Annotated in this window: 18 protein-coding genes and 2 pseudogenes; 8 read left to right on the top strand and 12 right to left on the bottom strand. The window is 58.2% G+C overall.

All coding sequences use genetic code 11. The features are described from left to right. Nucleotides 1-38 precede the first annotated feature (38 nt). Nucleotides 39-722, bottom strand: a complete 684-nt coding sequence (locus LC354_RS11475; protein WP_223423909.1) for a DnaA N-terminal domain-containing protein — start codon at nt 720-722, stop codon at nt 39-41. 387 nt (nt 723-1,109) lie between these two features. Between LC354_RS11475 and LC354_RS11470 the strand changes: the two genes are divergently transcribed. Continuing rightward, on the top strand, nt 1,110-2,420 hold the full coding sequence (locus tag LC354_RS11470; RefSeq protein ID WP_223423907.1) for an AAA family ATPase: 1,311 nt from the start codon (nt 1,110-1,112) through the stop codon (nt 2,418-2,420). Next, nucleotides 2,417-3,481 (top strand): ParB/RepB/Spo0J family partition protein, encoded by a 1,065-nt coding sequence (locus LC354_RS11465; protein ID WP_223423905.1) that lies wholly within the window; start codon nt 2,417-2,419, stop codon nt 3,479-3,481. The genes LC354_RS11470 and LC354_RS11465 overlap by 4 nt, the downstream gene beginning before the upstream one ends. Before the next feature lie 72 nt (nt 3,482-3,553). Here the strand turns inward: LC354_RS11465 and LC354_RS11460 are convergent, their stop codons facing one another. Then, nucleotides 3,554-4,612 (bottom strand): tyrosine-type recombinase/integrase, encoded by a 1,059-nt coding sequence (locus LC354_RS11460; RefSeq protein ID WP_223423903.1) that lies wholly within the window; start codon nt 4,610-4,612, stop codon nt 3,554-3,556. A gap of 22 nt (nt 4,613-4,634) precedes the next feature. Here LC354_RS11460 and LC354_RS11455 point away from each other — a divergent pair, with 22 nt between their 5' ends. From LC354_RS11455 to LC354_RS11440, 4 genes are all read left to right on the top strand, one after another. Further along, the gene (locus LC354_RS11455) at nt 4,635-4,856 is read left to right on the top strand and encodes a type II toxin-antitoxin system CcdA family antitoxin (protein WP_223423902.1); all 222 of its coding nucleotides are present in this window, start codon (nt 4,635-4,637) and stop codon (nt 4,854-4,856) included. A 12-nt stretch (nt 4,857-4,868) separates the two neighbouring features. Beyond that, nucleotides 4,869-5,162 carry a CcdB family protein gene (locus tag LC354_RS11450; protein ID WP_223423900.1) on the top strand — a complete coding sequence of 98 codons (294 nt, stop codon included), beginning with the start codon at nt 4,869-4,871 and terminating at the stop codon, nt 5,160-5,162. 907 nt (nt 5,163-6,069) lie between these two features. Then, complete coding sequence (locus LC354_RS11445) at nt 6,070-6,516, top strand: universal stress protein (protein WP_223423898.1); 447 nt, start codon at nt 6,070-6,072, stop codon at nt 6,514-6,516. Between the two features lie 361 nt (nt 6,517-6,877). After that, nucleotides 6,878-7,309 carry a DUF2267 domain-containing protein gene (locus tag LC354_RS11440; protein ID WP_223423897.1) on the top strand — a complete coding sequence of 144 codons (432 nt, stop codon included), beginning with the start codon at nt 6,878-6,880 and terminating at the stop codon, nt 7,307-7,309. Nucleotides 7,310-7,457: 148 nt separating this feature from the next. On the opposite strand, the pseudogene LC354_RS11435 reads toward LC354_RS11440, so the two are convergent. After that, nucleotides 7,458-7,832: pseudogene (locus tag LC354_RS11435) on the bottom strand (DDE-type integrase/transposase/recombinase); the annotation flags it as partial. Here LC354_RS11435 and istB point away from each other — a divergent pair. Beyond that, nucleotides 7,813-8,346, top strand: a pseudogene (gene istB / locus LC354_RS11430) (IS21-like element helper ATPase IstB); the annotation flags it as partial. The pseudogenes LC354_RS11435 and istB overlap by 20 nt on opposite strands. A 326-nt stretch (nt 8,347-8,672) precedes the next feature. Here the strand turns inward: istB and LC354_RS11425 are convergent. The 5 genes from LC354_RS11425 to acsA form a co-directional block, all read right to left on the bottom strand. Beyond that, nucleotides 8,673-9,430 (bottom strand): IS5 family transposase gene (locus LC354_RS11425; protein WP_223423895.1). Its coding sequence is split into 2 segments (ribosomal slippage): nt 8,673-9,094 and nt 9,094-9,430, totalling 759 coding nucleotides; the frame shifts between segments, so codons are not numbered across the junction. A gap of 76 nt (nt 9,431-9,506) precedes the next feature. Then, nucleotides 9,507-9,761: an acyl carrier protein gene (locus LC354_RS11420; protein WP_223423894.1), complete on the bottom strand. Its 255-nt coding sequence runs from the start codon at nt 9,759-9,761 to the stop codon at nt 9,507-9,509. Beyond that, the gene (locus LC354_RS11415; RefSeq protein ID WP_223423892.1) at nt 9,758-11,053 is read right to left on the bottom strand and encodes a dihydrolipoamide acetyltransferase family protein; all 1,296 of its coding nucleotides are present in this window, start codon (nt 11,051-11,053) and stop codon (nt 9,758-9,760) included. The genes LC354_RS11420 and LC354_RS11415 overlap by 4 nt, the downstream gene beginning before the upstream one ends. Then, nucleotides 11,050-13,053 carry a pyruvate dehydrogenase (acetyl-transferring) E1 component subunit alpha gene (gene pdhA, locus LC354_RS11410; protein ID WP_223423890.1) on the bottom strand — a complete coding sequence of 668 codons (2,004 nt, stop codon included), beginning with the start codon at nt 13,051-13,053 and terminating at the stop codon, nt 11,050-11,052. The genes LC354_RS11415 and pdhA overlap by 4 nt, the downstream gene beginning before the upstream one ends. Continuing rightward, complete coding sequence (acsA, locus tag LC354_RS11405) at nt 13,050-14,795, bottom strand: acetate--CoA ligase (RefSeq protein ID WP_223423889.1); 1,746 nt, start codon at nt 14,793-14,795, stop codon at nt 13,050-13,052. Before acsA ends, pdhA begins: the two co-directional genes overlap by 4 nt. Before the next feature lie 289 nt (nt 14,796-15,084). Between acsA and ppsA the strand changes: the two genes are divergently transcribed. Further along, nucleotides 15,085-17,463, top strand: a complete 2,379-nt coding sequence (ppsA, locus tag LC354_RS11400; RefSeq protein WP_223423887.1) for a phosphoenolpyruvate synthase — start codon at nt 15,085-15,087, stop codon at nt 17,461-17,463. Here ppsA and LC354_RS11395 read toward each other — a convergent pair. The 4 genes from LC354_RS11395 to LC354_RS11380 all read right to left on the bottom strand — a co-directional run bounded on the left by LC354_RS11395 (nt 17,460) and on the right by LC354_RS11380 (nt 23,149). Next, complete coding sequence (locus LC354_RS11395; protein ID WP_223423930.1) at nt 17,460-18,389, bottom strand: 1-phosphofructokinase family hexose kinase; 930 nt, start codon at nt 18,387-18,389, stop codon at nt 17,460-17,462. The genes ppsA and LC354_RS11395 overlap by 4 nt on opposite strands. Before the next feature lie 112 nt (nt 18,390-18,501). Further along, on the bottom strand, nt 18,502-18,873 hold the full coding sequence (locus LC354_RS11390; protein WP_223423886.1) for a hypothetical protein: 372 nt from the start codon (nt 18,871-18,873) through the stop codon (nt 18,502-18,504). A gap of 2 nt (nt 18,874-18,875) precedes the next feature. Continuing rightward, nucleotides 18,876-19,475, bottom strand: a complete 600-nt coding sequence (locus LC354_RS11385; RefSeq protein ID WP_223423884.1) for a hydrolase — start codon at nt 19,473-19,475, stop codon at nt 18,876-18,878. 56 nt (nt 19,476-19,531) lie between these two features. Then, on the bottom strand, nt 19,532-23,149 hold the full coding sequence (locus LC354_RS11380; RefSeq protein WP_223423882.1) for a GH36-type glycosyl hydrolase domain-containing protein: 3,618 nt from the start codon (nt 23,147-23,149) through the stop codon (nt 19,532-19,534). Between the last annotated feature and the right edge of the window lie 7 nt (nt 23,150-23,156).

Raw genomic sequence — 23,156 nt, 5'->3', positions numbered from 1 at the left:
GGGTCGCTGCCAACGCGTGCGGACCCGGATGTCGCCCATCAGACGAAAACCACCTTGTGGATCGCCCCGAATTCCTGTTCCGCCGCGCCGGTCAGCGGCCCCATCAGATGCGTCGCGATGTACCGCTCCGAAAACCGGGTCGGCACGGTCAGCTGCAACGTGCCCGCATCAAAGCTGCAAAACCCCACCTTGGCAAACCAGGACTGAAACACCGACGGGTCCGTCTCGGACAAGCGCTGCAGCGTTCGCTCCCATGGCGTGTCGGCGTCCGACGTCTTGACCGGGGATGTCGCGTAATCCTTCAGGGCCACAACCTTCACCGAAGCCGATCCGTGACGGGCCTGCATCCGCGCCTCGAAATCCGGACCGACCAAGGCCCAGCACGGCTCCGACATCTCGACAATGCGCTGTATGTTGAGCCGGTACGTTGCCACGCGCCCCTTGACCCCTGCCCGCTTGCAAATCAGCAGGCCCGCTTCGGTCAGCCGCTTGACCTCCCGTTTCACGGTCCGCTCGTTCACGGACCACATGCGCGCCATCTCGCGCTGCCCGACACATAACTCATCCTGCGTCCAGTTGTACCGGGCTGTGATCAGGGAAATCAGCCGCATCATCGAGGTTTGCAAAACCGGTGGCCCATTCAGCCCGGCGACCGAAAGGCTGGTGACAAGATCATATTTAACGACCCCTGCCCCGGGCCCCGTCATTCGTTGCGCGTCCATACTCGGTTATCCTGTATCCGTCTTTCGCCTCAGGGATCGAATCTCTTGCCGGATTAATTCCCCTGCTCACAGCTAGGACTTAATTCCCGTCTTCTGTCAACACTTTCGAAAAGACGCGATTATTTCCCGAATTAGAAAAAGAATAAGAATTTTTGGTATATAGGTATTGGGTGACACAGGTGATGTCACCTTAAAAGCCCTGCCATGACACCATATATGCGCAATCAAGCCCTTGGGTGTCACCATATCGTTGCGGCGCTGCGACAGGGCATGCCGCCGCTGTCCCGCCATATTATCAACATATATGGCGTTTGGCCATTTTTCCTTTTGCGAAATATGCAAAATCCCGTTATTCAGAATTGGCAAATCAAAAACGCGAGAATGCAAATGCGAAATCACGCTGACCTGCTCAATATGAATGAACGCAGCCTCGCGCAGCAAACGGCTGTGCGCAAGGCAACCTTTTCTCCCGGCGAGATAAAGGAACTGCGTCCCTTTTCGATCTGGGAGATCAGCCAGTTCATGTTCGATGTGCCCGCTGACACGTTGCGCAAGAAACTGGCCGAAGACCCGTCCCTGCCGCAAGGCGAAACCCAGGAGGACGGTCGTCAACGCTGGTTCACCTTGAACGAGATCAACGAGCTGCGCCGTCGGATCCGGTTCCGCGGGCGCAACCTGCTGCCAGACCGCCCCAAGGGGCGCGCCATGCGCGTGGCCGTGTCCAACTTCAAGGGCGGTGTGGGTAAGACGGTGGTGGCGCAACACCTCGCTCATGCGGCGGCGCTTGACGGCTACCGCGTGCTGGTTATCGACTTTGACCCGCAGGCGACGCTCACCCACTCCATGGGGCTGACCGAGGTCAAGGAATGGAACACGGTCTGGGGCGTCATGTGTCGTGACCTGTGCCGCGAGGCCGACCGGATCACCGAAGGCTACGATGACCCGGACGACTGCCCCTACCCCTCCTCGGACGAGTTGCCCGAAGACGTACGCTCCATCGGCGCGCAACGGTTTCAGGACTTCATCCAGCGCACGTGCTGGCCCACGATCGACATCATCCCGTCCTGCGCCAATGCTGCCTTCGTCGAGTTCGCGTCGGCCCAGTACCGCGCAATCCACAAGGCATGGAGTTTCTTTGGCTGTGTCGATCGGTACCTGAACGAATTGCCGGACGACCAATACGATATCATCCTGTTCGATTGTCCGCCCGCCATCGGATACCAGTCTCTGAACGCGGCATTTGCCGCCGACATCCTCTATATCCCCTCCGGCCCCGGCTACTGGGAGTATGACAGCACCACCAGCTATCTGGGCCAGCTTGGTGACGCGATGGCGGATATCTCGGACGGGTTCGGTGCCTTGGCAGCGGACGCAGGCATAAAGCTTCCGAAAGGTTTTGCGGACATTCGGTTGCTGATGACCCGGTTCGAGGCCACCAACCCGCTGCACATGGCGATGATGGATGCGTTCCGAAACGTGTTTGGCGCGGACGTGTGCCAGAATCCGATCGAAATGACGCGCGCCGTCGAACAGTCCGGCCGGTTTCAGATGTCAGTCTATGAACAGGACTATCGCCAGATGACGCGCGAAACATGGAAACGCGCCCGCCAGAGCTTTGACCGCGCCTACGGAGAATTCAAAGGCACCGTGTTGAACGCCTGGATCGAAGCCGCACAACGTAAGGAGGCCGCAGAATGAGCAGCAAGAACAAGTTCGGCTTTGCGCCACTGGAAACGGACACCAGCAGCCCTGCCCGCCGCGAACGCGCGCCTGGTCCAATGGGTGCCGCGGTGCGGGATGCAGCCGAAAGCCTTCAGGAGACCACGGAGGCCAAGGTCGAACAGCGTCGGCGCAACGCCGAAGACGCCAAGCGGTTCCGTGCGGCACAGGACGACGGGTTGTTGTTGATGGAGTTACCCGTGGGTAACGTGGCGACCGACGATCTGCCGCGCGATCGGATTGCGCTTGAGGCCGTGGCAAACTCGGACGAGATGGAAGAACTCAAGGCATCGATCCGGGATCGTGGACAGAAAGAGCCGATCGAGGTCTATGTCGGTGCCGATGGACGCTATCAACTCAAGAAAGGCTGGCGGCGTTTGACCGCGCTGACCCAGTTGCTGACCGAAACCGGCAAGCCTGAGTTCGAAACCGTGATCGTCCGTGTCGAGGCCGGTCAGGATGATCGCGTTCTGCGCTATGTCGACATGGTCGAAGAAAACGTGGTGCGCGAGGATCTGACATTTGCGGAAATGGCGCAGGTCGCGATCACTGCAGCACAGGACCCCGGCGTAGAGGAAACTGACCCGGCCGAGCTTGTGTTGCGTCTGTACGGCGCACTGCACAAAACCAAGCGGTCTTACATCCGCAGTTTTGTCTTTTTGCTCACGTCGCTCGGTAATGATTTGAAATGGCCCAAGGCCGTGGCGCGCAATCTTGGCGTCGATGTGGCGCGGGCGATCACGTCGCAAGAACAGGCAGAGGATCTTCGGGAACGTTTGAAAGCCGCGGCGACGGTGGAGGCGCAGACGGACGTGCTCAAGAGCTTTTTGGTCAACAAGAGCCAGGTCAAGGCCAAAACGTCTACGTCGCCTGCACCCAAGCAGAAGTTTGAATTCTTCGTCGGGCAGACAAAAGTGACCGCACGGGATGGTGAGTTGCGGATCGTCAGCGGTCAGGATTTTACCCTGACACCAAAATCTGTTCTCGAAGATGCGATCCGTGCGTTTGAGGACGCGCTGAGGGGACCCAGAGTGCGGTAAGGTTACCCGTGGGTAACTGGCGATGGCGGGTTACCCACGGGTAACCCCGTCGTTGGCTGGCAACGGATTTGCTTACAAACCTGCGGCTTTGGTGAGATTCACGCGAAATCTGTCCCTGCGCCGTTGGTATCGCCGGGTCATCTCTGCCGATGCGTGACCAAGATGCTTCTGAACATAGCGCTCATCAACCTCTGCGGAGCTGGCGAGGCCCGCGCGCAGTGAGTGGCCGGAAAACATCGCCAGCCGTTCTTTTTCGGGAAGGTCGCTGCGGATGCCTGCGGCCAGAACGGTTTGTTTGATCAGCCGGGCGACATGTTTGTCACTCAGACGTGCGTCAACGGCGCGTTTGCCGTCGCGGGACGTGCGCACAAAAATCGGTCCGAAGTCGATCTTGGCGAAGTGCAGCCATTGCTCCAGCGCGTGAACGGGGCAGGTTTGTTCGCTCGATCCTCGGCCAATTTCGACCGTGCGCCAACCGGATTTGGCGTTGAGCCAGAGCAACGCACCGTCCTCCAGGATGTCGATCCAGCCGCCGGAGGCCATGGTATCATCCTTGTTCACATCAAGGCTCACGATCTCGGAGCGGCGCAACCCGCCGGCATAACCGAGGAGAAGGATCGCTCGGTCACGCAATCCGCGCAGATCAAAGGGCAGGGCGGCTACCATCGCCAGGATATCCTCGGCAAGAATGGCTTCTTTCTGGACGGGTGGGCGCGCGTGCTTGCGCCTGATCCCGGCCAATACCGTGGCGATATGGCGGTTCTTGCGGTCGAGGGAAAACCCGCGTTGTGTGTAATTCCAGGCAAGGCCGGAGAGGCGGCGGTCGATGGTTGCGGCCGACAGGGCAGGGGAGGCGTCAGCGGGCAAGGCCAAGTCTGTGATATACAGCCCGATCAACTCGGATGACGGGGGCAGGGGCTCTGCGCCCTTCTGGCGGCACCACCGGGAAAAGTGTTTCCAATCTGCGGTATAAGCCTTGTTCGTATTCTCGGCGGTTGCGGCGGCGGCATAGTCCCGCGCGGAATCGACGAGACGATCGAGGGTACCAGAACCTGCAACATCGTTCGGCAGGGCGATGGAATCAGTTGCCGCTTGCGGGATGGAGTTGCTCGATTTATACTCTTTAGGCATACGTATGTTCGGGGAGGCGAGAATGGGGCGAGTGAAGGTTAATCTGACATTGGACGCCGAAGTTGCAGAAACAGCCCGCGCGCTGGGGCTGAACATGTCGCGTCTCGCAGAAGCTGCCATTGCTGATGCGGCAAAGATCGAACGCAACCGCTTGTGGCGCGCAGCGAACGAGGGCGCGATCAATGATTATGCAGAGGAGGTTGCCCGCGACGGGTTGCCCCTCGCGCAGTTCAGAAGCTTCTAGAGGGCTGTTCGAATGGCGCAGTTCGATCTTTATCGCCTGAAGGGCGGGCAGCTTGTGGTAGACTTGCAAACGGATCTGATCGGCATCGATGCGTCGCGGATCGTGGCACCACTGCGCGATGCGGGCCTCTACACGGCCTTTCCGGGGCTGACGCCCATCGTGGAGGTCGATGGTGCGCGCTGGATCGTGCGGGTGCAGGAGTTGGCGGCTGTTCCGGGGGCGGAGTTGAGCGCGCCCACCGGATCGCTTGCGGCGCAGCGGGATGCTCTGAAGCGCGCTTTGGATATCTTGATCGACGGTGTGTGACCGCTTTGAGGCGTTGTCGCGAGACGGCGATTTTTGTGTGGCACTGAACGTACGCGCGCGCAGTCCATTGGGTGAGAACGTACTTGGGAATGCTTCATCTTTTGCCATATTTCGATGAATATCCAAATGTGTCCGATAAGGCAAACGTTATTGGACATAGCAGAGAACTGTAAGGTGGGGCGGCTTGAACATCATATTGTGGACGAAAGCGCCGCGATACGACAGACTCTGCGTATGAAACATAAGCCTGATCATTGTGGTTCTGACCCAACCAGCCTACCCCGGATGCCGCCCTGGGTCACCTCTGCGCCTCGTGAAACCCTTGAAGATGTGGCGTTTTTGTCAGGGGCAGCACTTGTAACTCAGCATTTTGTGGTAAGCGGCGCGGACTTATCCCATTCCTAGTTATGAGAACGTCCGCCGTTGGCTGCTCCCGAGGCCTACGTGGGCTTTTCCGGTCGATCTGAGTGGACAGGGGATCTGCGCGACGACGACGTCCATCTGCTGCGAACGGGCGATCTGAACTGAAAACGAGGAGTGGAAAGGCCAATATGGATTAAATCAATACAACGGGTGTTATCGACGCCTGCATCAAACCAGATCGCCGCGTGGCTTGACCCATATGATGGGTGCGACGGGTCCGAGCCGGGATCTTGGTGACAATCTGCTTGGCCAAGTCTTCCTACTGGCTATCTCTGGATCGGAAAGCGAAAGCGCTCTTGGCTCGTGGGCTGTTCAGATTGCTGCCGTCAGTTGTGGCGCAAGGCTGCACTGAGTTCGAAGCAGACGCATTTCTAAAATTTTTCTTGTCACTGATTTAGACAGCTGCAACCATCCTCGTGCGGAGACAGGGGCGGATGCCAATGTGTACTGTTCCTGATCTATCAACTACTTTTGAGGTGGCGAAATGTACAATAAAATACTTGTTGCGACAGATGGGTCTGAGTTGGCTCAGTCCGCGGTTGAGCATGGAGCTGCCTTGGCTCGAGCCGTCGGCGCTAGTGTCTTGTTCGTTACAGTAACTGAAACCTGGTCAGCATTTCAGATTGCAAGCGGTATTGAGACCGGACAGGTAGATGCCGTCAGAGAATTTGAAGAGGCCGCCAAAACTTCTGCACAGAATATTCTGAATGCAGCAAAAGAGGTTGCGGTGAAACTCGGAGTGCAAGTGGAGACACACCATATTCTGGACAGGCCCGCAGCTGAAGGCATTATCCAAGCTGCAGAATTGGAGGACTGTGACCTCATCGTGATGGCCTCGCATGGGCGCAGGGGGCTTGGAAGAGTTATGCTGGGCAGCGAAACTGCTGAAGTGTTGGCAACCTCAAAAACCCCTGTTTTGGTGTTGCGCTAAATATTTAAAAAGCGGGTCACGAAATTTTTGGTGAATGAACACAAGTTGAGCAGGCTATGATTTTTTGTTTGAGGGAGCCTTCGGGGCGCAGGTCATTCAAACTCACGTTCGGCTGAAGTTCATCAGACACAAGACGTAGGCACTGAGCAGGCAGAGTAAGCATGTACTCAAGAAACGACTTTGCACCGAAGCCAGTTGAGCGAGGTCAATGTCAAGGTGAACAGGATGTCCTAAAAAGAGCGCGTAAGCATTCTCAAAACTAAAAGGTTTTTTGATGAAATCTTTATCGCAAACTAGGCAGTTATGCTTGATTTCTACGTGCATTGGTTCCGCGCTTTAAGCTGGGACAAGGGAGTATTCTATGACAGCGCAAAATCTGGAAGTGATTGACCACACTGTTCATCTGGCCCACGAGTGGATCAACGAACTGGCCTCGAGACTGGATTGGGCTTCAAAACGCAGTGCCCTGCGGCTTTTGAGGGAGACGTTTCAGCATTTGCGCGATCATTTGATGGTAAACGAGCTTGCACAGCTTTCGGCACAATTGCCTTTGTTGTTGCGCGGCATGCTGTTTGAAGGTTGGGTCCCGAAAAATACACCAATAAAGGAGCGGCGTGCGTACAGCTTTGTCGGCTTCATCGATGCGCAAATGAAGGACACCGAAGAGTATCGAGGCAGTCAGGACATCAAGTGCGTTTTCGAGCTGCTCAACCACAGGCTCAGTCAAGGCGAAGTTAACGACGTGAGGGCGAGCCTTCCAGAAGATATTCGTGCAATTTGGCCCGCGCCGTAACGACGAAAACCAGCCCAAGCCCGCGCGTGTTTCTAATCGAGTAAGCCTCGCTAAATGTCTGATGTGCTAAGTGTCTATAGCACAAGGCTTTAACGGTTCTGTCGCAAACTTCAGCGCACGACGGAATGACTCATAACTTTGGCCACAGCTATCCAGCGAGTGCTGTGAATTGTTGGAATGCGGATTGGCCAGAGGAGTCGAATTGTCGCTTGTGGATCATGTGGGCGACTTCGATGCCTTCCAGCGTTGCAGTGGCCGAGCGGAAGGATTTGAACCCCTTCATTTGCCTTGTCAGTTTCTTGATGAACCGGTGGTCCTGCTCAATGATGTTGTTCAGGTTCTTGACCTGCAGGATTTCGATCAGCCAAAACCATTCGTTCAAAATCAGTAGGCAATTCATGTTCTGCAGCCCTGCGAGATTTGCCCCGCTTTTGTCGATTACAACTCTGTCGGGGAAGCCGTTTTTGCCGATTGTGCGTGCAAAGAACGCCGTTGCCGCAGCTGTGGACAGCTTCGACTTCAAGGTCATCCCCTCGGTGAACAAGGTCTTGACCATGGAGCTTGCCCGCTGCGCCTTCGCCGATCGGCGAGAGAACGTCATCGCCCTGGGCCCGAGTGGCACCGGCAAGACCCACGTCGCCCTGGGGCTTGGACTGGCCGCCTGCCAGAAGGGTCTCAAGGTTCGCTTCACGACGGCAGCCGCCCTGGTCCACGAACTGATTGAGGCAGCCGACGAACGGCGTCTGCAGCGTCTGCAAAAGCTGCTGGTCAGCCAGGACCTGCTGATCATCGATGAACTGGGCTTCGTTCCGCTCAGCAAAACCGGCGCCGAGTTGTTGTTCGAGGTCATCTCACAACGCTACGAGCGTGGTTCGATCATCATCACCTCGAACCTGCCATTCGATGAATGGACCGAGGTCTTCGGGTCTGAACGTCTTACAGGCGCCATCCTCGATCGCCTAACCCATCACGTCCACATTCTCGAAATGAACGGCGAGAGCTTCAGGCTAAGCCAAAGCCGCAAAGCCAAAACCTGACCTCAGCAAACACCAGGACGACAAAGACTGGCCTGCGGCCAGTGCGCCTTGGCACACGTCAGCTATCTGGAGAGCACGCGCGCCAAGGCGCGGCTAACTCCCAACCAAACTGTCCAATTTTACACCGGGAAATTGGCCAATTTTGCTCCGGGATTGACACATCGAAGTCGCCCACATGATCCACAAGCGACAATTCGACTCCTCTGGCCAATCCGCATTCCAACAATTCACAGCACTCGCTGGATAGCTGTGGCCAAAGTTATGAGTCATTCCGTCGTGCGCTGAAGTTTGCGACAGAACCGTTGTTTCTTGTTTAGGGTCAGGATTCATAACCAGAACATGACGACGGCAGCCAATGCGCATGCTGATAAGAAGACTTTGGGGCACCTGTCGTAGCGTGTTACGACCCGTCGCCAGTCATTGAGCCGAGCGAAGCTGTTCTCGATCTTGTGGCGCTTGCGGTATCGGGCTTCGTCATGGGGGATCGGAACCTTGCGGTTCTTTCGGGAAGGGATGCACGGAGTGATCCTCTTGTCCTCAAGGGCTTCGCGATACCATTCCGCATCGTATCCACGGTCCGCCAGCATGTGTTCGGCGGGAGGAAGGCCGTCCAGCAGTGCCGGCGCGCCGATGTAATCGCTCCGGTGGCCGGCCGTCAGAAACATCCGCAGCGGGCGGCCAGCCGCGTCTGTTACCGCGTGCAGTTTCGAGTTCATCCCGCCCTTGGTGCGCCCGATCAGGCGGCCGCGCCCCCTTTTTTCAGCCCCAGGCTTGAGGCTGTGCGGTGCGTCATCAGATGCGTCGCATCGATCATCAGCGTGTCAGTCCCGCCGCCTTGATCGGCCAGTTCCAGAAGCATCCGAGCAAAGATGCCTTTCTCGCTCCACCGCTTCCATCGGCTATAAAGGGTCTTGTGTGGCCCATACTCTGCAGGCGCATCGCACCATCGTAAGCCATTGCGGTTGAAGAATATTATTCCGCTCAACGCCCGCCTATCGTCCACACGGGGCTTGCCGTGGGACTTCGGGAAAAAGGGTTCCAGCTTGGCCATCTGCGTGTCGCTCAGCCAGTATAGATCGCTCATGTCACCGCTCCGTTTTCAGAGCCGTGAATCAGGCAGAACAACGGAAATCAATGCATCCTGACCCTAGCAAGACCGCTCAGGGCGTCTGATCAGTCTGGGCTTGCAGGTATCCCAAAAGGTCGCTGAAGCTGCGCATCCTGTCATAATCGGCCTCGGGCATTTCAAGGCCAAACCGTTTGCCAAGAGCCGTAACGAGGTTCAGGAAATCCATTGAATCAATGTCGAATTCTTCCCTCAAGTCCGCCGTGAGGTCGATATCGTCGATATCGATATCGGGGGCGATCCGGTAAAGCTCCTGCTGCAGCGCGGTTTGGATGGTGTCGTCGTTCATAATGTCTCCGGGTTCTGCAGATGTTTGACAATTTCTTGCAAGAAAAGCCCGCCTCGGCGACCGTTGCTGACACGGTGATCAGCTGCAAGTGTGATGGTTGCGGTCAGGCGCGGCACGCAGGCTTCACCCTGCACCTGTGCTGTCAGGGCCGGTGTGCCGATCCCGACAATGGCAACCTGCGGTGGATAGATGACGCCATACAGTTGATCAACGCCCCGCTCCCCAAGACTGGTCACCGTAATCGTGGCATCTGTCAGTTCGCGTGCACGAAACCGCCCGGTACGGACACGAGTGATCAAATCGCGCATGGCGGTCATCACGTCGTCCAAGCCTTGCGCATCGGCGTCAAAAACCGCAGGTGCAACCAGCCCGCCGCCGCGCAGGCTGATGGCAAGGCCAACATGGGATGCCTCGCTATGATCGAAATTATCGTCTTTGAAATGACCGTTGAATTCCGGGAACTTTTTGACCGCCCGCGCGATCGCCTTGAGATAGAGCGCGCCCAACATCAGCCGCGTTTCTGGCGCGCGGGTCGCGTTGGTCGCGCTGACAAATTCATCAGCGTTGGTCAGGTCCGCCCTGTGTGACAGATAATAATGCGGGATTTCACGTTTGGACCGAGACATCGCCGCAGCGATTGCGGCGCGCATCTCTGAAGGCTGGGTTGCATCTGCAGTTTGTGTCAGCGCGGCAATGTCTTGCAGGTAAAACGGCGCGTCTTTCTGATGGGAAAGTGTGCCCAGATCGATCCCCCTCTGCGCGGCAAGCCGACGCGCAGAGGGCGTTATTCGCAGGCGTTTTTTGTCTCCGACCCGACGTTCCTGCAACGCGATATCACCAATTTCAGGCGGCTGAATGTCAGGTTGCGGAACCTCGGGGATGGGGATTTCCGGTCCGGGGACCTCTGGCTCTGGAATTTGCCGTTCAGGCTCTTCCGGTGGCACGACATTCGGTTGCGGATCTTGCGGCTGGGGCGCTTCAGGATTGGGTGGTTCCGGTGCTTGCGGTTCAGGCAGATTGGGTGGGTCAGACGCAGAGGACGCAGTGGCAGCATCATGATCGGTCTGGATCATCGCAAGCGGTGTGCCCACATCAACCTTGGTTTCAAGATCAACTAGCCACTCCTGCAATACGCCGTCTTCGAACACCTCGATCTCGATTACGCCTTTCTGGGTCTCGACTGCAGCAATGATATCCCCGCGGGCAACTCGCTCGCCGGGATTTCGCAGCTTTTCCACCAAGGTGCCCGCCTCCATGTCCGCACCAAGCGAGGGCATCAGAAATTGGCTCATGGCTTTGCCTCCATGAGGGTTTTGGCTGCGGCGATGATCTTGTGTGCCTGCGGAATGGACGCCTGTTCAAGATGCTGAGCATAAGGAATTGGCACTTCTTCGCTACAGACCCGCGTCAGCGGGGCATCAAGCTCAAAGAAGCTGTCTTCGGCAAGACGCATGCCTATCTCGGCCGACAAACCGCCGCTTCGCCAGCCTTCATCCACGATCAGCGCGCGATGGGTTTTGGCAACGGAACCAGCAATCGTCTCCATATCCAGAGGCCGCAGACTGCGCAGATCAATCACCTCGGCCGAGATGCCGTCCTTGGCAAGGGCGTCAGCTGCCTCAAGCGTTTTGAAAAGTGACCCACCATACGTGATCAGGGACATATCGCTGCCTTCGCGGCGCACAACGGCGCGGTCAATATCAACCGGCCCGGCATTTTCTGCGATATCCCCTTTTCGATTATATAGCATCACGTTCTCGAAAATCAGAACCGGGTCGGGGTCTTCCAGCGCGGTCCAGAGCATGCCGCGCGCGTCCTCCATCGTGGCGGGGGCCAAAACCCGCAATCCGGGGATGTGGGCATACCACCCCTCAAGGCTGTGGGAATGCTGGGCGGCAAGCTGTTTGCCCGCACCTGTCGCCATGCGGATCACAACCGGCACGCCAAACTGGTTGTTCGACATGTGCCGCAGCGTTGCGGCGGTATTAAGGATCTGATCCAGCGCCAGAAGCGAGAAGTTGACCGTCATCACTTCGATAATTGGGCGCATCCCGGCGATCGCAGCGCCGATCCCGGCACCGGTGAAACCGGATTCCGACAATGGCGTATCGCGGATACGGTCGGGGCCGAATTCCTCTAGCAAGCCCTTGCTGACCGCATAACAGCCGCCGTAATGGCCGACGTCTTCCCCCATCAGAAAAACCCGCGGATCGCGCACCATGGCGTCAATGATCCCGGCCTTGACCGCGTCGCGATACGTTGTTTCGATAGTGGGACCGGGGGCCGATTGTTTTGGCGGCGCGGGGCGGTCCGGCGCCATAACAAACTGCGTCAGCGTTTCCTCGGGCTCATCGGTTCCGGTTTCGGCAAAGGCGACGGCGGCGGCGATCTCATCGTCCACTTCGACGGCAATTTTCGAAACCTCGTCGGAGTGCAGTAATCCGCTGTCGTTCAACCACGTCTGAAAACGCAGTATCGGACCTTTCTGCCGCCACTCCTCGATCTCCTTCTTGGAGCGATAGAGCTGCGCGTCAAACATCGAATGAGCGCGAAGCCGATAGGTCTTACACTCCAGAAAATACGGCTTTCCGGTCTCGGCGATGTACTTGAGCGCCCGTCGCGCCGCGACTTCGACCGCAACAACATCCATGCCATCCACCGCTTCGCTTTCGATGTCATAGCAGCGGGCCTTGGCGGTAATGTCGGTCTGTGCCTCGGTCAGTTCCAGCGCAGAACCCATGGCATAGCCGTTATTCTCGCAGACAAAAAGTACCGGTAATTTCCACAAGGCGGCCAGATTGAAACTTTCATGAAACTCACCCTCGGCCACCGCGCCTTCGCCAAAGAAACAGCTCGTCACCGCGTCGCTTTTCTGCATCCGGTCGGCCAGCGCCAGCCCAACAGCCATCGGAAGGCCGCCGCCGACGATGGCATTGCCGCCGTAAAACTGATGATCCCGACTGAAGAGATGCATCGAGCCTCCACGACCGCCAGAACAGCCTTGCGCCTTGCCATACATCTCGGCCAGAACCGCACCCATCGGCACGCCACGCGCCAACGCATGGCCGTGTTCGCGGTAAGTCCCAACCACGCGGTCCTGAGCAGTGAGCAAGGGGATTATCCCGACCGCGATCGCTTCTTCGCCGTCATAGAGATGCAGGAAGCCGCGTATCTTCTGCTGTGTGTACATCTCGGCGCATTTATCCTCGAATCGGCGAATGCGGATCATGCCCTTCAGAAGCGCGCGGACATGGACATGATCGAGTCGGGTCTTTTGATTCTGGAGTGTCATCGTTCGTCACTTTCGAGGGTTGAGATGTCGCCTTCGGGCAGGCCAAGTTCGCGGGCTTTCAGCAGGCGGCGCATGATCTTTCCACTGCGCGTTTTGGGCAGGTTTTCGCGAAAGATGATGTCCTTTGGCGCGACAGCCGGGCCAAGGCGTTTTCGCGCGTGGCCTATCATCTCAAGACGCAGATCCTCGGTGGGCGCATGTCCGGGTTTGAGGGCGACATAGGCCTTCACGATCTCACCCACGGTTTCATCGGGAATACCGATCACACCGACCTCGGCGACGGCGGCGTGCTCCATAAGCGCGCTTTCTACCTCAAACGGGCCAATCAGATGACCCGCACTTTTGATCAGATCATTGCTGCGGCCGATGAACCAGAAATATCCATCCGCGTCGCGCATGGCCAGATCCCCGCTGAGATACCAGCCGCTCTGAAAACATTTCTTGTAGCGGGCCTCTTCATGCAGATAGCCGCGCATCATCGACGGCCAACCCGGGCGCAGGGCAAGCTCGCCCATGGCCAACGGCTCGGTCAACGCGCGCGCGTTGTCTTTGGTGACCTTGACAATCCCGGCCTCAATCCCCGGCAATGGCTTGCCCATCGAGCCGGGTTTGACATCCATCGCTGCAAAGTTGGCGATCATTATGCCGCCAGTTTCCGTCTGCCACCAGTTGTCGTGAAACGGCATGCCAAAGACGTCATTGCCCCAGATCACGGCCTCGGGGTTCAGGGGCTCGCCGACGCTAGCCATGAACCGCAGCGATGAAAAATCGCGCCCCGCCAGCGCATCAGCGCCCGCGCGCATCAGCATCCGAATGGCAGTGGGCGCGGTGTACCAGACATTCACAGCTTCTTGTTCAAGGATATCGTACCAACGGGTGACGTCGAATTCCGCCTCGTCGACGATCATTGTCACCCGGTTCGTCAGTGGTGCGATAATGCCGTATGACGTACCCGTGACCCATCCCGGATCAGCGGTGCACCAATAGACATCGCCCGGCTTAAGATCGAGCGCGAGGTGCCCGGTGATGTGATGGGCGACGACAGCCTCGTGGACGTGGACGACACCCTTAGGCTTGCCAGTCGTGCCAGATGTGAAATGCAGCAAACCTGTTTCTTCGGGGTCCATGTGTTCGATCCGAAAATCATCATCGGCAGCAGCCATGAGCGACTTCAGATTATGGGTATCTTCCGCATCGCCATCGGTCAGAAAGACAGTGCGTAGGTCCGGCAGATCGCTCCGCAGGTTCTTGATCTTGCGGTTGTAGAGGCGCGCCGTGGTGACCAAGGCATTCGCCCCGCCGATTTCCATCCGGGATTGGATGGGTTCAGGACCAAAGGCCGAAAACAGAGGACAGAATATACCGCCCGCTTTCAACGTGCCAAGGGCGGCGATGTAAAGGTCACTGGTGCGCCCCAGTAGAGAGTAGACGCGATCCCCCTTCTTGACCCCCTGACGTCGCAACACGTTCGCAAAGCGGTTGGTCAGGTGTGACAGTTCCAGAAAGGTAAAGTCCGTGCGCGCGCCGGATTTCGCGATCCACCGCAACGCAACCTGCGACCCGTGACCGGCCAAAACGTGGCGATCAACAGCCTCGTGAGCGATGTTAAGCTTGCCATCTGCAAAACCGTCGATCTGCGCACGTGCATCTTTCCAGGTGAACGCGGCGCAATAGCTGTCATAGCTCGACATGTTCGCAGCGCTCTGAGCGGCTTGGGATTTGGTGATCGTGTCTGATGTCATGGGCACTACCTGACTTACGATGTTGCTTTGATCGTGAAATAACAGGCCGTGCCGTCGTCGAGATGATCAAAATCAATTCTGAGGGGACAAAGTTTGATCACACACTGGTCGCATATGTTGATCCGGTAGCGTTTTGGGCGATGCAATCAATAACCAAAGACAGAACGCTGGGTATCTGCAGGTCACGTGCAAAATGGCCCCGCAGGAACGCGCGCCGCATGACCTAAGTCAAAAGGTGTGCCGCGGATGATGGTATTTTTAATGCCAGCCCTCCGCGAAAGGACCTAAAATGGACAGCTCAAATCCGCTCGTGATCGACTTTGGCAAATTGAAACGCGATGACGTGCCAATTGTTGGCGGCAAGAACGCCTCGCTCGGCGAGATGATTGGCGCGTTGGGCCGACAGGGTATTCTTGTGCCTCCCGGTTTTGCCACCACAGCGGATGCTTATCGCCGCTACCTTTCTGCCAATAATCTGGACGCTGGCATCGCTGCCGAGCTTGAAAAACTGGCGGCGGGGAAAATCACATTGCATCACGCAGGTGAGGCAATCCGCGCGCTCATTCTGGGCGGCGAATGGCCTGAGGACACCGCCAAAGCAATCCTCGCCCACTACAAAGACCTCTGCAATTCGCAGGCTGAGGTAAACGTTACTGTCGCTGTACGCTCCAGCGCCACTGCAGAGGATTTGCCGGACGCGAGTTTCGCCGGTCAGCAGGAAACTTTTTTGAACATCAGCGGAGAAACTAACCTGCTGGACGCCTGTCGCAGATGTTATGCGTCGCTCTTTACGGATCGCGCGATCTCTTACCGCAAGATGAAGGGGTTCTCGCACACGCAAGTGGCCCTCTCGGTCGGTGTACAGCTGATGGTTCGTGCCGATACCGGCGGATCGGGCGTCATGTTCTCGATCGATACGGAAACAGGGTTTCCCGACGCCGTGCTCATCAACGCAGCCTGGGGTCTGGGCGAAAACGTGGTGCAGGGTGCGGTCGATCCGGACGAATACGAGGTCTTCAAGCCGTTTCTGAGCAATGCTGATCTCACGCCTATCCTTGAGAAACGGTTGGGCGGTAAAGAGATCAAGATGATCATAGATTCAGGAGGCACCCCGCGAAATGTGCCGACGTCGAAAGCGGAGCGGGAGCTGTTCGTGCTGAGCGACGAGGAAATTCTATCCCTTGCCCGGCAGGCCTGCATCATTGAGGACCACTATGGCCAGCCAATGGATATGGAATGGGCCCGCGATGGCAAGACCGGTACGCTCTACATCGTTCAGGCCAGACCTGAAACGGTACAATCCCGCAGCGACACCAGTGCGCTGAAGACCTACGAGGTGCAAGATCCAGGCAAGACGCTTGTGACCGGTCTAAGCGTTGGCGACGCCGCAGTGGCCGGGACGGTCAGCATCATCGAAAACGCCAAGGATATTGACCGCTTCGTCGATGGATCGGTTTTGGTGACGTCCACAACAGATCCGGACTGGGTTCCGATCATGAAACGCGCCGCCGCGATCGTGACGGACCACGGGGGCCGGACGTCACATGCGGCAATCATCAGCCGAGAGTTGGGCCTACCTGCGGTTGTCGGTTGCGGAAATGCAATGCATGTTCTGCATGATGAACAGGACGTGACAGTGTCCTGCGCTGGTGGTGAAGATGGCGTGGTGACTGAAGGACTGTCTGAGGTTGTCGTAACCGAGGAGCCGCTGTCGGACCTGCCCCAAACCCGCACAAAGGTCATGCTAAACCTTGCCAACCCGTCGGCTGCCTTGCGTTGGTGGCATTTGCCGACGGATGGCGTCGGGTTGGCACGCATGGAGTTTGTAATCAACAGCGCCGTGCGGGTGCATCCGATGGCGCTTGTGAATTTCGACCGAATTACAGACCCCACTGTGCAAGCTGAGATCGAGGCGCTCACGATCGGTTATGACGACAAGCCCGCCTATTTCGTGGACCATCTGGCGCGGGGATTGTCGCGCATCGCTGCCTTTTGCTACCCCAAACCGGTCATCGTGCGGATGAGTGATTTCAAGACCAACGAATACGCCGATCTTCTGGGCGGGCGCGATTTCGAACCGCACGAGGCAAACCCCATGATCGGGTTTCGCGGTGCGTCGCGGTATTATTCCGAAAACTACCGGGACGGGTTTGCTTTGGAATGTCAGGCGATTGCCCGTCTGCGCGGGCTGATCGGCTTTGACAATGTGATTGTCATGATCCCCTTTTGCCGCACGCCCGAAGAGGCAGATCGCGTGCTGGCCGTGATGGAGGAACATGGCCTGAAGCGAGGCCAAGATGGGCTTGAAGTTTATGTGATGTGTGAAATCCCGTCTAACGTGATCCGTGCGAAAGAGTTCGCGCAACGGTTTGATGGTTTCTCGATCGGATCGAATGACCTGACACAACTTACCCTGGGCATCGATAGGGATTCAGAAGAGCTTGCCGCGCTTTTCCGCGAGGATGATCCGGCGGTCCTTTGGATGATCGAAACCGTCATCCGCGAAGCCCATGCGGCCGGGTCAAAGGTCGGGTTTTGCGGGCAGGCCCCCAGCAATGACCCGGCATATGCCGGGCGGCTGGTCCGCTTCGGCATCGACAGTGTCTCGGTCACGCCGGACAGTTTCATTAAGGTGCTGCGCAATGTCGCCAAAGCCGAGGCAGACTAGACCTGTTCGACGTGACAGTGTGCCAACAGCGCCTCCACCACTGGCCGGTCGCAAAGTCCGGTGCCCTCAGTTCCCATTGTCGCACTGGCCGCCGCCACGCCCCATTGCAACGCCACGTCGAGCGTAGCGCCCCGCGACAGCGAAAGCGTCAAAGCCCCAACAAAGGCGTCTCCCGCGCCGATCTTGCTGACCACCGCCATATGCGGCGTGCGGCATATGTAGCGCGCGTCCTTTGTGACAAGGATGGAGCCCTCGGAATCCCGGCCCGAAACGATGATCCGCGCAACCCCCCGGTCGATCAGAGTCTCTGCAAAAGCGATGCTGTCTGCGACGGTCTTGAGGGCGTGGCCCGCCGACAGTTCCGCTTCCCTTTGGTCTTGACGCAAAATGTACACCGGCACCGAAGGCTGCGCTATCAGGCGCGCAAGTGCTGCCTTGGACGTGTCAACGATCAACCTGTCGGTGCGCGGCGACATCGCGGCAAGAATGCGTTCGGGGAATGCGTCGCCCAAACCGGGGGCGACACCGCCGCTCAGCACGACATAGCCATCCTGCGAGACAGCGCTGGCAATCTCGGCAATGAGCCGGTCGCCATCCTGAGCGGTCAGGGTCTGGCCCGGAAGGCTGAACCGATATTGTTCGCCGGTGCCCTCGTCTGTCACGGCAAAGCTTTCGCGGGTCTCGCCGCTGACAGGTACCGTATGGGCAGGCACCGTTTCCGCCGCAAGCAATTGCAGCAACCGATCCCCTGAAGCGCCTCCAACGGCCACCAGCGCCTTGGCACGGCCACCCAGTTTGCAAATGGCGCGGGCGACATTCACGCCGCCACCCCCCGGATCGATACTGGGTGGCCTGCAGTACAGCTTGGGTCCGGCAATGACGTGTTCAACCGACGTGGCGAGGTCAACAGCGGGATTGAGCGTAATCGTCAGAATGTCTTGCAGAGCGTATGCCTTTCCTGCCTGTCACACCGGCGCGTGCTGGCACCATTCCAGCACCATATCTGCCCAGCAAGCAACCGCGACGTCACCGTTCGGCTTAGTCGTTTTTCAGGATCATCGCCAATCGCATGGTGGCGGCAAGGATCGCCTGCGACAGGACAGGCGAGCGCCCTGAACCAATTGCGACATCGTCATCCAGCCCGTCGTGTTCGCGCAAGGTGCAACGCCAGTGCCCGTCTTTGTCATTGGCCCGTCCGTGAATGTGCACATTCCAATTCGGGAACGCCTGATCAGCGATGTGCATCGCCGTATCCGCCGTGCCGATGCGCTCGGCGAGCTGCTGATCGGATTGCACAGCCTTGGGCAGCAGAAAGGCGAGCGCGTGAACCACACCGTCGAAATCGGCCACTGTCAGGTCTGTCCTTTTTTCCAGTTCACCTAACAAAACGTCCAGTTCTGGATCCTTCATCGTCATGCCTCCAATTCAGAGCGTTGATCAAGTTGTGCGATGCCAACGACATAGTTTGCACCGTACGCGCGCGCGCATTTCGGGCATGTCGTGTAGAACATGAAAACACGGTCGACCCGGTGGCCACTCGCCTTGGCGGCAACCTCCATCTCATGCATCCAATCCCCGGTTTTGCGGTGCGGCCCTTCGAAAATCCGTGTGATGAAATCGCCCGACAACGTTGTCATTTCCTCGTCCTGCACCGGGTCTGAGACCGCGAAAAAGTGTTCGCTTTCGGTTGCAGACAGATCGCGACTGAGAACAAGATATCCGTCCGGGTCCTGCGCGCCTGCGTCTTCGATATGGCCTTGTACCCGCGTGAACACTTTGCCCATGTTCAGGGGCACGTGCAGCAGGCTTTGCGTCGTGGCGCGCACAAAAAGTTTGTTTTCAAAATGGAGCTTGCGACCATCCCATCCGGCTGGGTCGAACCGGGGACAACATCCTGTCGGAGCGTCGGACACGTCCATGTCTGGTAGCGCATTCGTTTGCACTTGGTAATCTCCATTGCCTACGGACACCATTTTCGCCCCATTCCACGGGATACGATTGATATTTGTCATTCTCGGATGCGGGGGCGAAAGCTTGTCTCGGGGTCTCCCGCACGAACCCGGCGCACCTAACCAGTTCGGCTCTCACTGGACTGCTTTTCGGCTGGATTTTCCTCTAACGTGACAACGACCTGTCTGGTTTGGCCTTTGCCCGGAAAAGGCACAGTGTCCGACGACCAGAGTTTGCCATCGACAGTGATGTGGCCCTGTCTTTTGCCGATGGTGCTGCGATCCTCAATGATGATCTCAAGACGACCCTGCGCGCCGTCCATTGTCAGCTTTGCGCCACCCCAGCTTGCAGGTAGGCAAGGATCAATGCTGATCGCACCCGCCTTAGGCTGGACACCCAGAATTCCGGCGACGGCAAGCTGCCAGGTCCAACCGGCAGCACCAGTGTACCACGACCAGCCACCCTGCCCCGTGCGCGCGCCTGCCCCGGATACATCGCCAGTCAGCACATAGGGTTCCCTGCGATAATGGTCGGCATCTACCTTGCCAGCCGCACGCCGAACCGGATTGATCAGATCAAATACCTGATAGGCACGGTCGCCGTCGCCGATTGCGACATAGGCAGCGCCAAGCCACGTCGCCGCATGTGTATACTGACCGCCATTTTCGCGGATACCGGGTGGATAGGCCTGAATATAGCCGGGGTCGCGGTCCGTAATGTCAAACGGTGGCGTAAGCAGCCTGATCAGCCGTGCCTCGGTATCAACAAGATGCTCATGTGCCGACTGCAAGGCACGGTTCCCCCGCTTGTCCGCAGGATCACCGGTCAGAACGGACCATGCCTGTGCAATCAGATCAATCCGGCATTCGTCGTTTTCCCGCGCGCCCCATGGCACGCCGTCATCATCAAAGGCCCGGACATACCACGCACCGTCCCATCCGTGCTTTTTCAAAGCCCGGCGCAAACTGCGCGCATGATCCTGCCAACCTTTCGCGTCCTCGCCGTGTCCGGTCTTTTCGGCAAGTGGAGCAAACAGGGCTACGGTGGCAATCTGGAACCAGGCGAGCCAGACGCTTTCGCCCCGACCCTTGTCCCCGATCCGGTCCATCCCGTCATTCCAGTCGCCAGCACCCATTAGCGGCAAACCATGCGACCCGGTCGTCATCATCCGGTCCATCGCGCGCGCGCAATGGTCATACAGTGATGCGTCTTCGCCAACCTCGAACAGCGCATAGCGGTCGTGTTCCTCTGGTCGTAACTCCGGTGCGGACAGAAAGGGAACGATGGCATCCAGAATGCTGATATCTCCCGTTGCATCGACGTATCGCGCCGTGACAAAAACCAGCCATAAATAATCGTCCGAACACCGTGTGCGCACGCCCCGGCCTGCGGGCGGGTGCCACCAGTGCAGCACGTCGCCTTCCTCGAACTGGTATCTTGCAGCCAGCAGGATGTGCTGCCGCACCCGCGCCGGATCGCTGTGCAGCAGCGCCAGAACATCCTGCAACTGGTCCCTGAACCCATAGGCTCCACCCGCCTGATAAAAGCCTGCCCGCGCCATGATGCGGCAGGACCGGTTCTGATAGGGAAGCCATCTGTTGACCATCAAATCGAATGCGGGGTCCGGCGTCTTGACCTGAACGCCACCGAAACGTTCAGTCCACGCCTTCCCTAACTCAAGATGGGCCTTGTCAACTTCGGACGGGCATCTCCATTTTTCCACTTCCGCAGCAAGACCGGCGTGATCCGCGGTTTCGCCCAAGGCAAAGACCACCTCGGAGCTTTCCCCGGCCGCGAGATCAAGGTGGACCTGATAGGCGGCACAGGCATCGCTGCCGGGGGTGAACCGTCCGCCAAGATCCCAGCGCCACATCCCGGCGGGACTGCTCACATCACCATCCTGGCCTAGAAAATCATGGCGATCACCGGTCAGGCTGTGCGGATCGACCGAAGCGGTAAGGTAGGCACAGCGGTTCCCGAATTCAGGATTCCACCGATTAGTGCCGATGATCGCTTTCAGCTCCGGATCATAGCGGCTGATCACATGGGGGCGCGCGACGCTGCCCATCGCACCTAGCAGCCATTCGGCGTAGTAGGTCGCCGATATGCGCCGGACCTGCCCGGAACGATTTGTGATCCGCAACCGGACCAGCTTTACCGACGCATCATCAGGCACGAACGCCAACACCTCCTGTTCCAGCCCGTGGCTGTTGCGCTGCCAATGTGTTGTGCCCGCACCGTGCCGGATTTGACAGGTAGCATCCCGCCCCATCGGTTCAGGCGTTACGGTCCAAACCTCGCCGTTGGCCTCATCGCGCAGGTAAAGCACTTCGCCGGGCGTGTCGGTGACTGGGTCGTTGGACCAGGGGGTCAGACGGTGTTCACCGCTGTTGATGGCCCAGGTCATGCCAAACCCGGACTCGCTGACAAGGCACCCAAAATCGTCGTTAGCGATAACGTTGCACCAAGGCGCGGGTGTGCGCGTGCCCGGTGTCAGTTGGATCAGGTAATCGCCGCTCTCCGGCTCAAATCCACCATAGGCATTGTCGAACAACAACCCTTGTGGTCGCTCAAGGGGCGGCACCGCGTCATACGTCGGCGCTGGCCCCGGCGAAAACGGCGGTGATTGAACACGGGTTTCCAGGGCGCGGTCGATTATTTCGCGCAGCGTCTGGTGTTCATCCGTCAGGACGACATGGGCGGCAGCCTCCAGTCCACGCCGCACGCCCGGGTCCATTTGATCTGCCGCCAGAAGATGGATGCCACCGCGCATGCCCAACACTTTGTCGGACTGCGTATCGCGCAGAATCGACAAGACACGCTCGCGCAGCGGTTCTTCGTATCCCGAGGTGGCGTTGCGCAGAATGACGAGGTCGACCTGCAGCCCGCCCCGGTGCCAAAGCTGTTGCGCGCGGATCAGAAGGTCAAGAAATGACGGCTCCTCGGTCAACACGACATTCATCAAAAGGATCGGAAGATCACCCGATATCCCGAACCGCCAGAGGTCGGGCTGGCCATTCCATTGATCGGCGTCGGCCGCAGGCGCACCGCGCAAGGTGTGATTGACATGCGTGAGCAGTGACGACAGCACTTGCAATTGCGGTAAGTGCGCAGGGTCGATCTGCATTTTCTGCACGGCCCGCCCGGTTTCGAACAATGCCTCGCGAAAGGCGCGCCCGATCGACGCTGCAGGATAGCGTGCGGCCACCTCCAGAACCTGCCTGCGCGACGTACCCGCGATGGTCAGAAAGGTCAGCTCCCGGGTCTCCATCGGCTTGAGGCGTAGGCTGACCTGGAGCGCCATCACCGGGTCAAGTGTCCATCCGTCCGTTTCAGAGAGACCCTCGCGCAGCCCCTGCGGCGCGCGCGCGTTTTGGTTGCGTCCCAGAAAACGCGCGCGGTCGGTCTCCCACCCCGTGATCCCGATCGCGGGATCATCCGAGACCAGCTTGTGCAACACGACAGGCGGACGCGTCTCGGGACGGCGCGGCCTCCGCTCAAAGAGCAACGCTTGCCTGTCCTGCAGATAGCTGCTTTTGACGAAAAGCTTGCTGAAGGCGGGATGGCGTTCATCCTCCTGAGGGGGTGCCAGAACGACCTCCGCGTAGGTCGTCAAATCGATGGTGCGTTTCTGGTCGCTCTCGTTCACAATGGTTACCCGGCGGATTTCCATGTCATCGAACGGGGTCACGGTCACATCCATGCGCGCGACAAACCCATTATGGCGGCGCAGCAATTCCGGT

It is taken from the genome of Tateyamaria pelophila (assembly GCF_019966495.1).
GTDB lineage: Bacteria > Pseudomonadota > Alphaproteobacteria > Rhodobacterales > Rhodobacteraceae > Tateyamaria > Tateyamaria pelophila.
The sequence above is the reverse complement of the archived record's forward strand: the minus strand, read 5'-3'. Positions and strand labels throughout refer to the sequence as shown.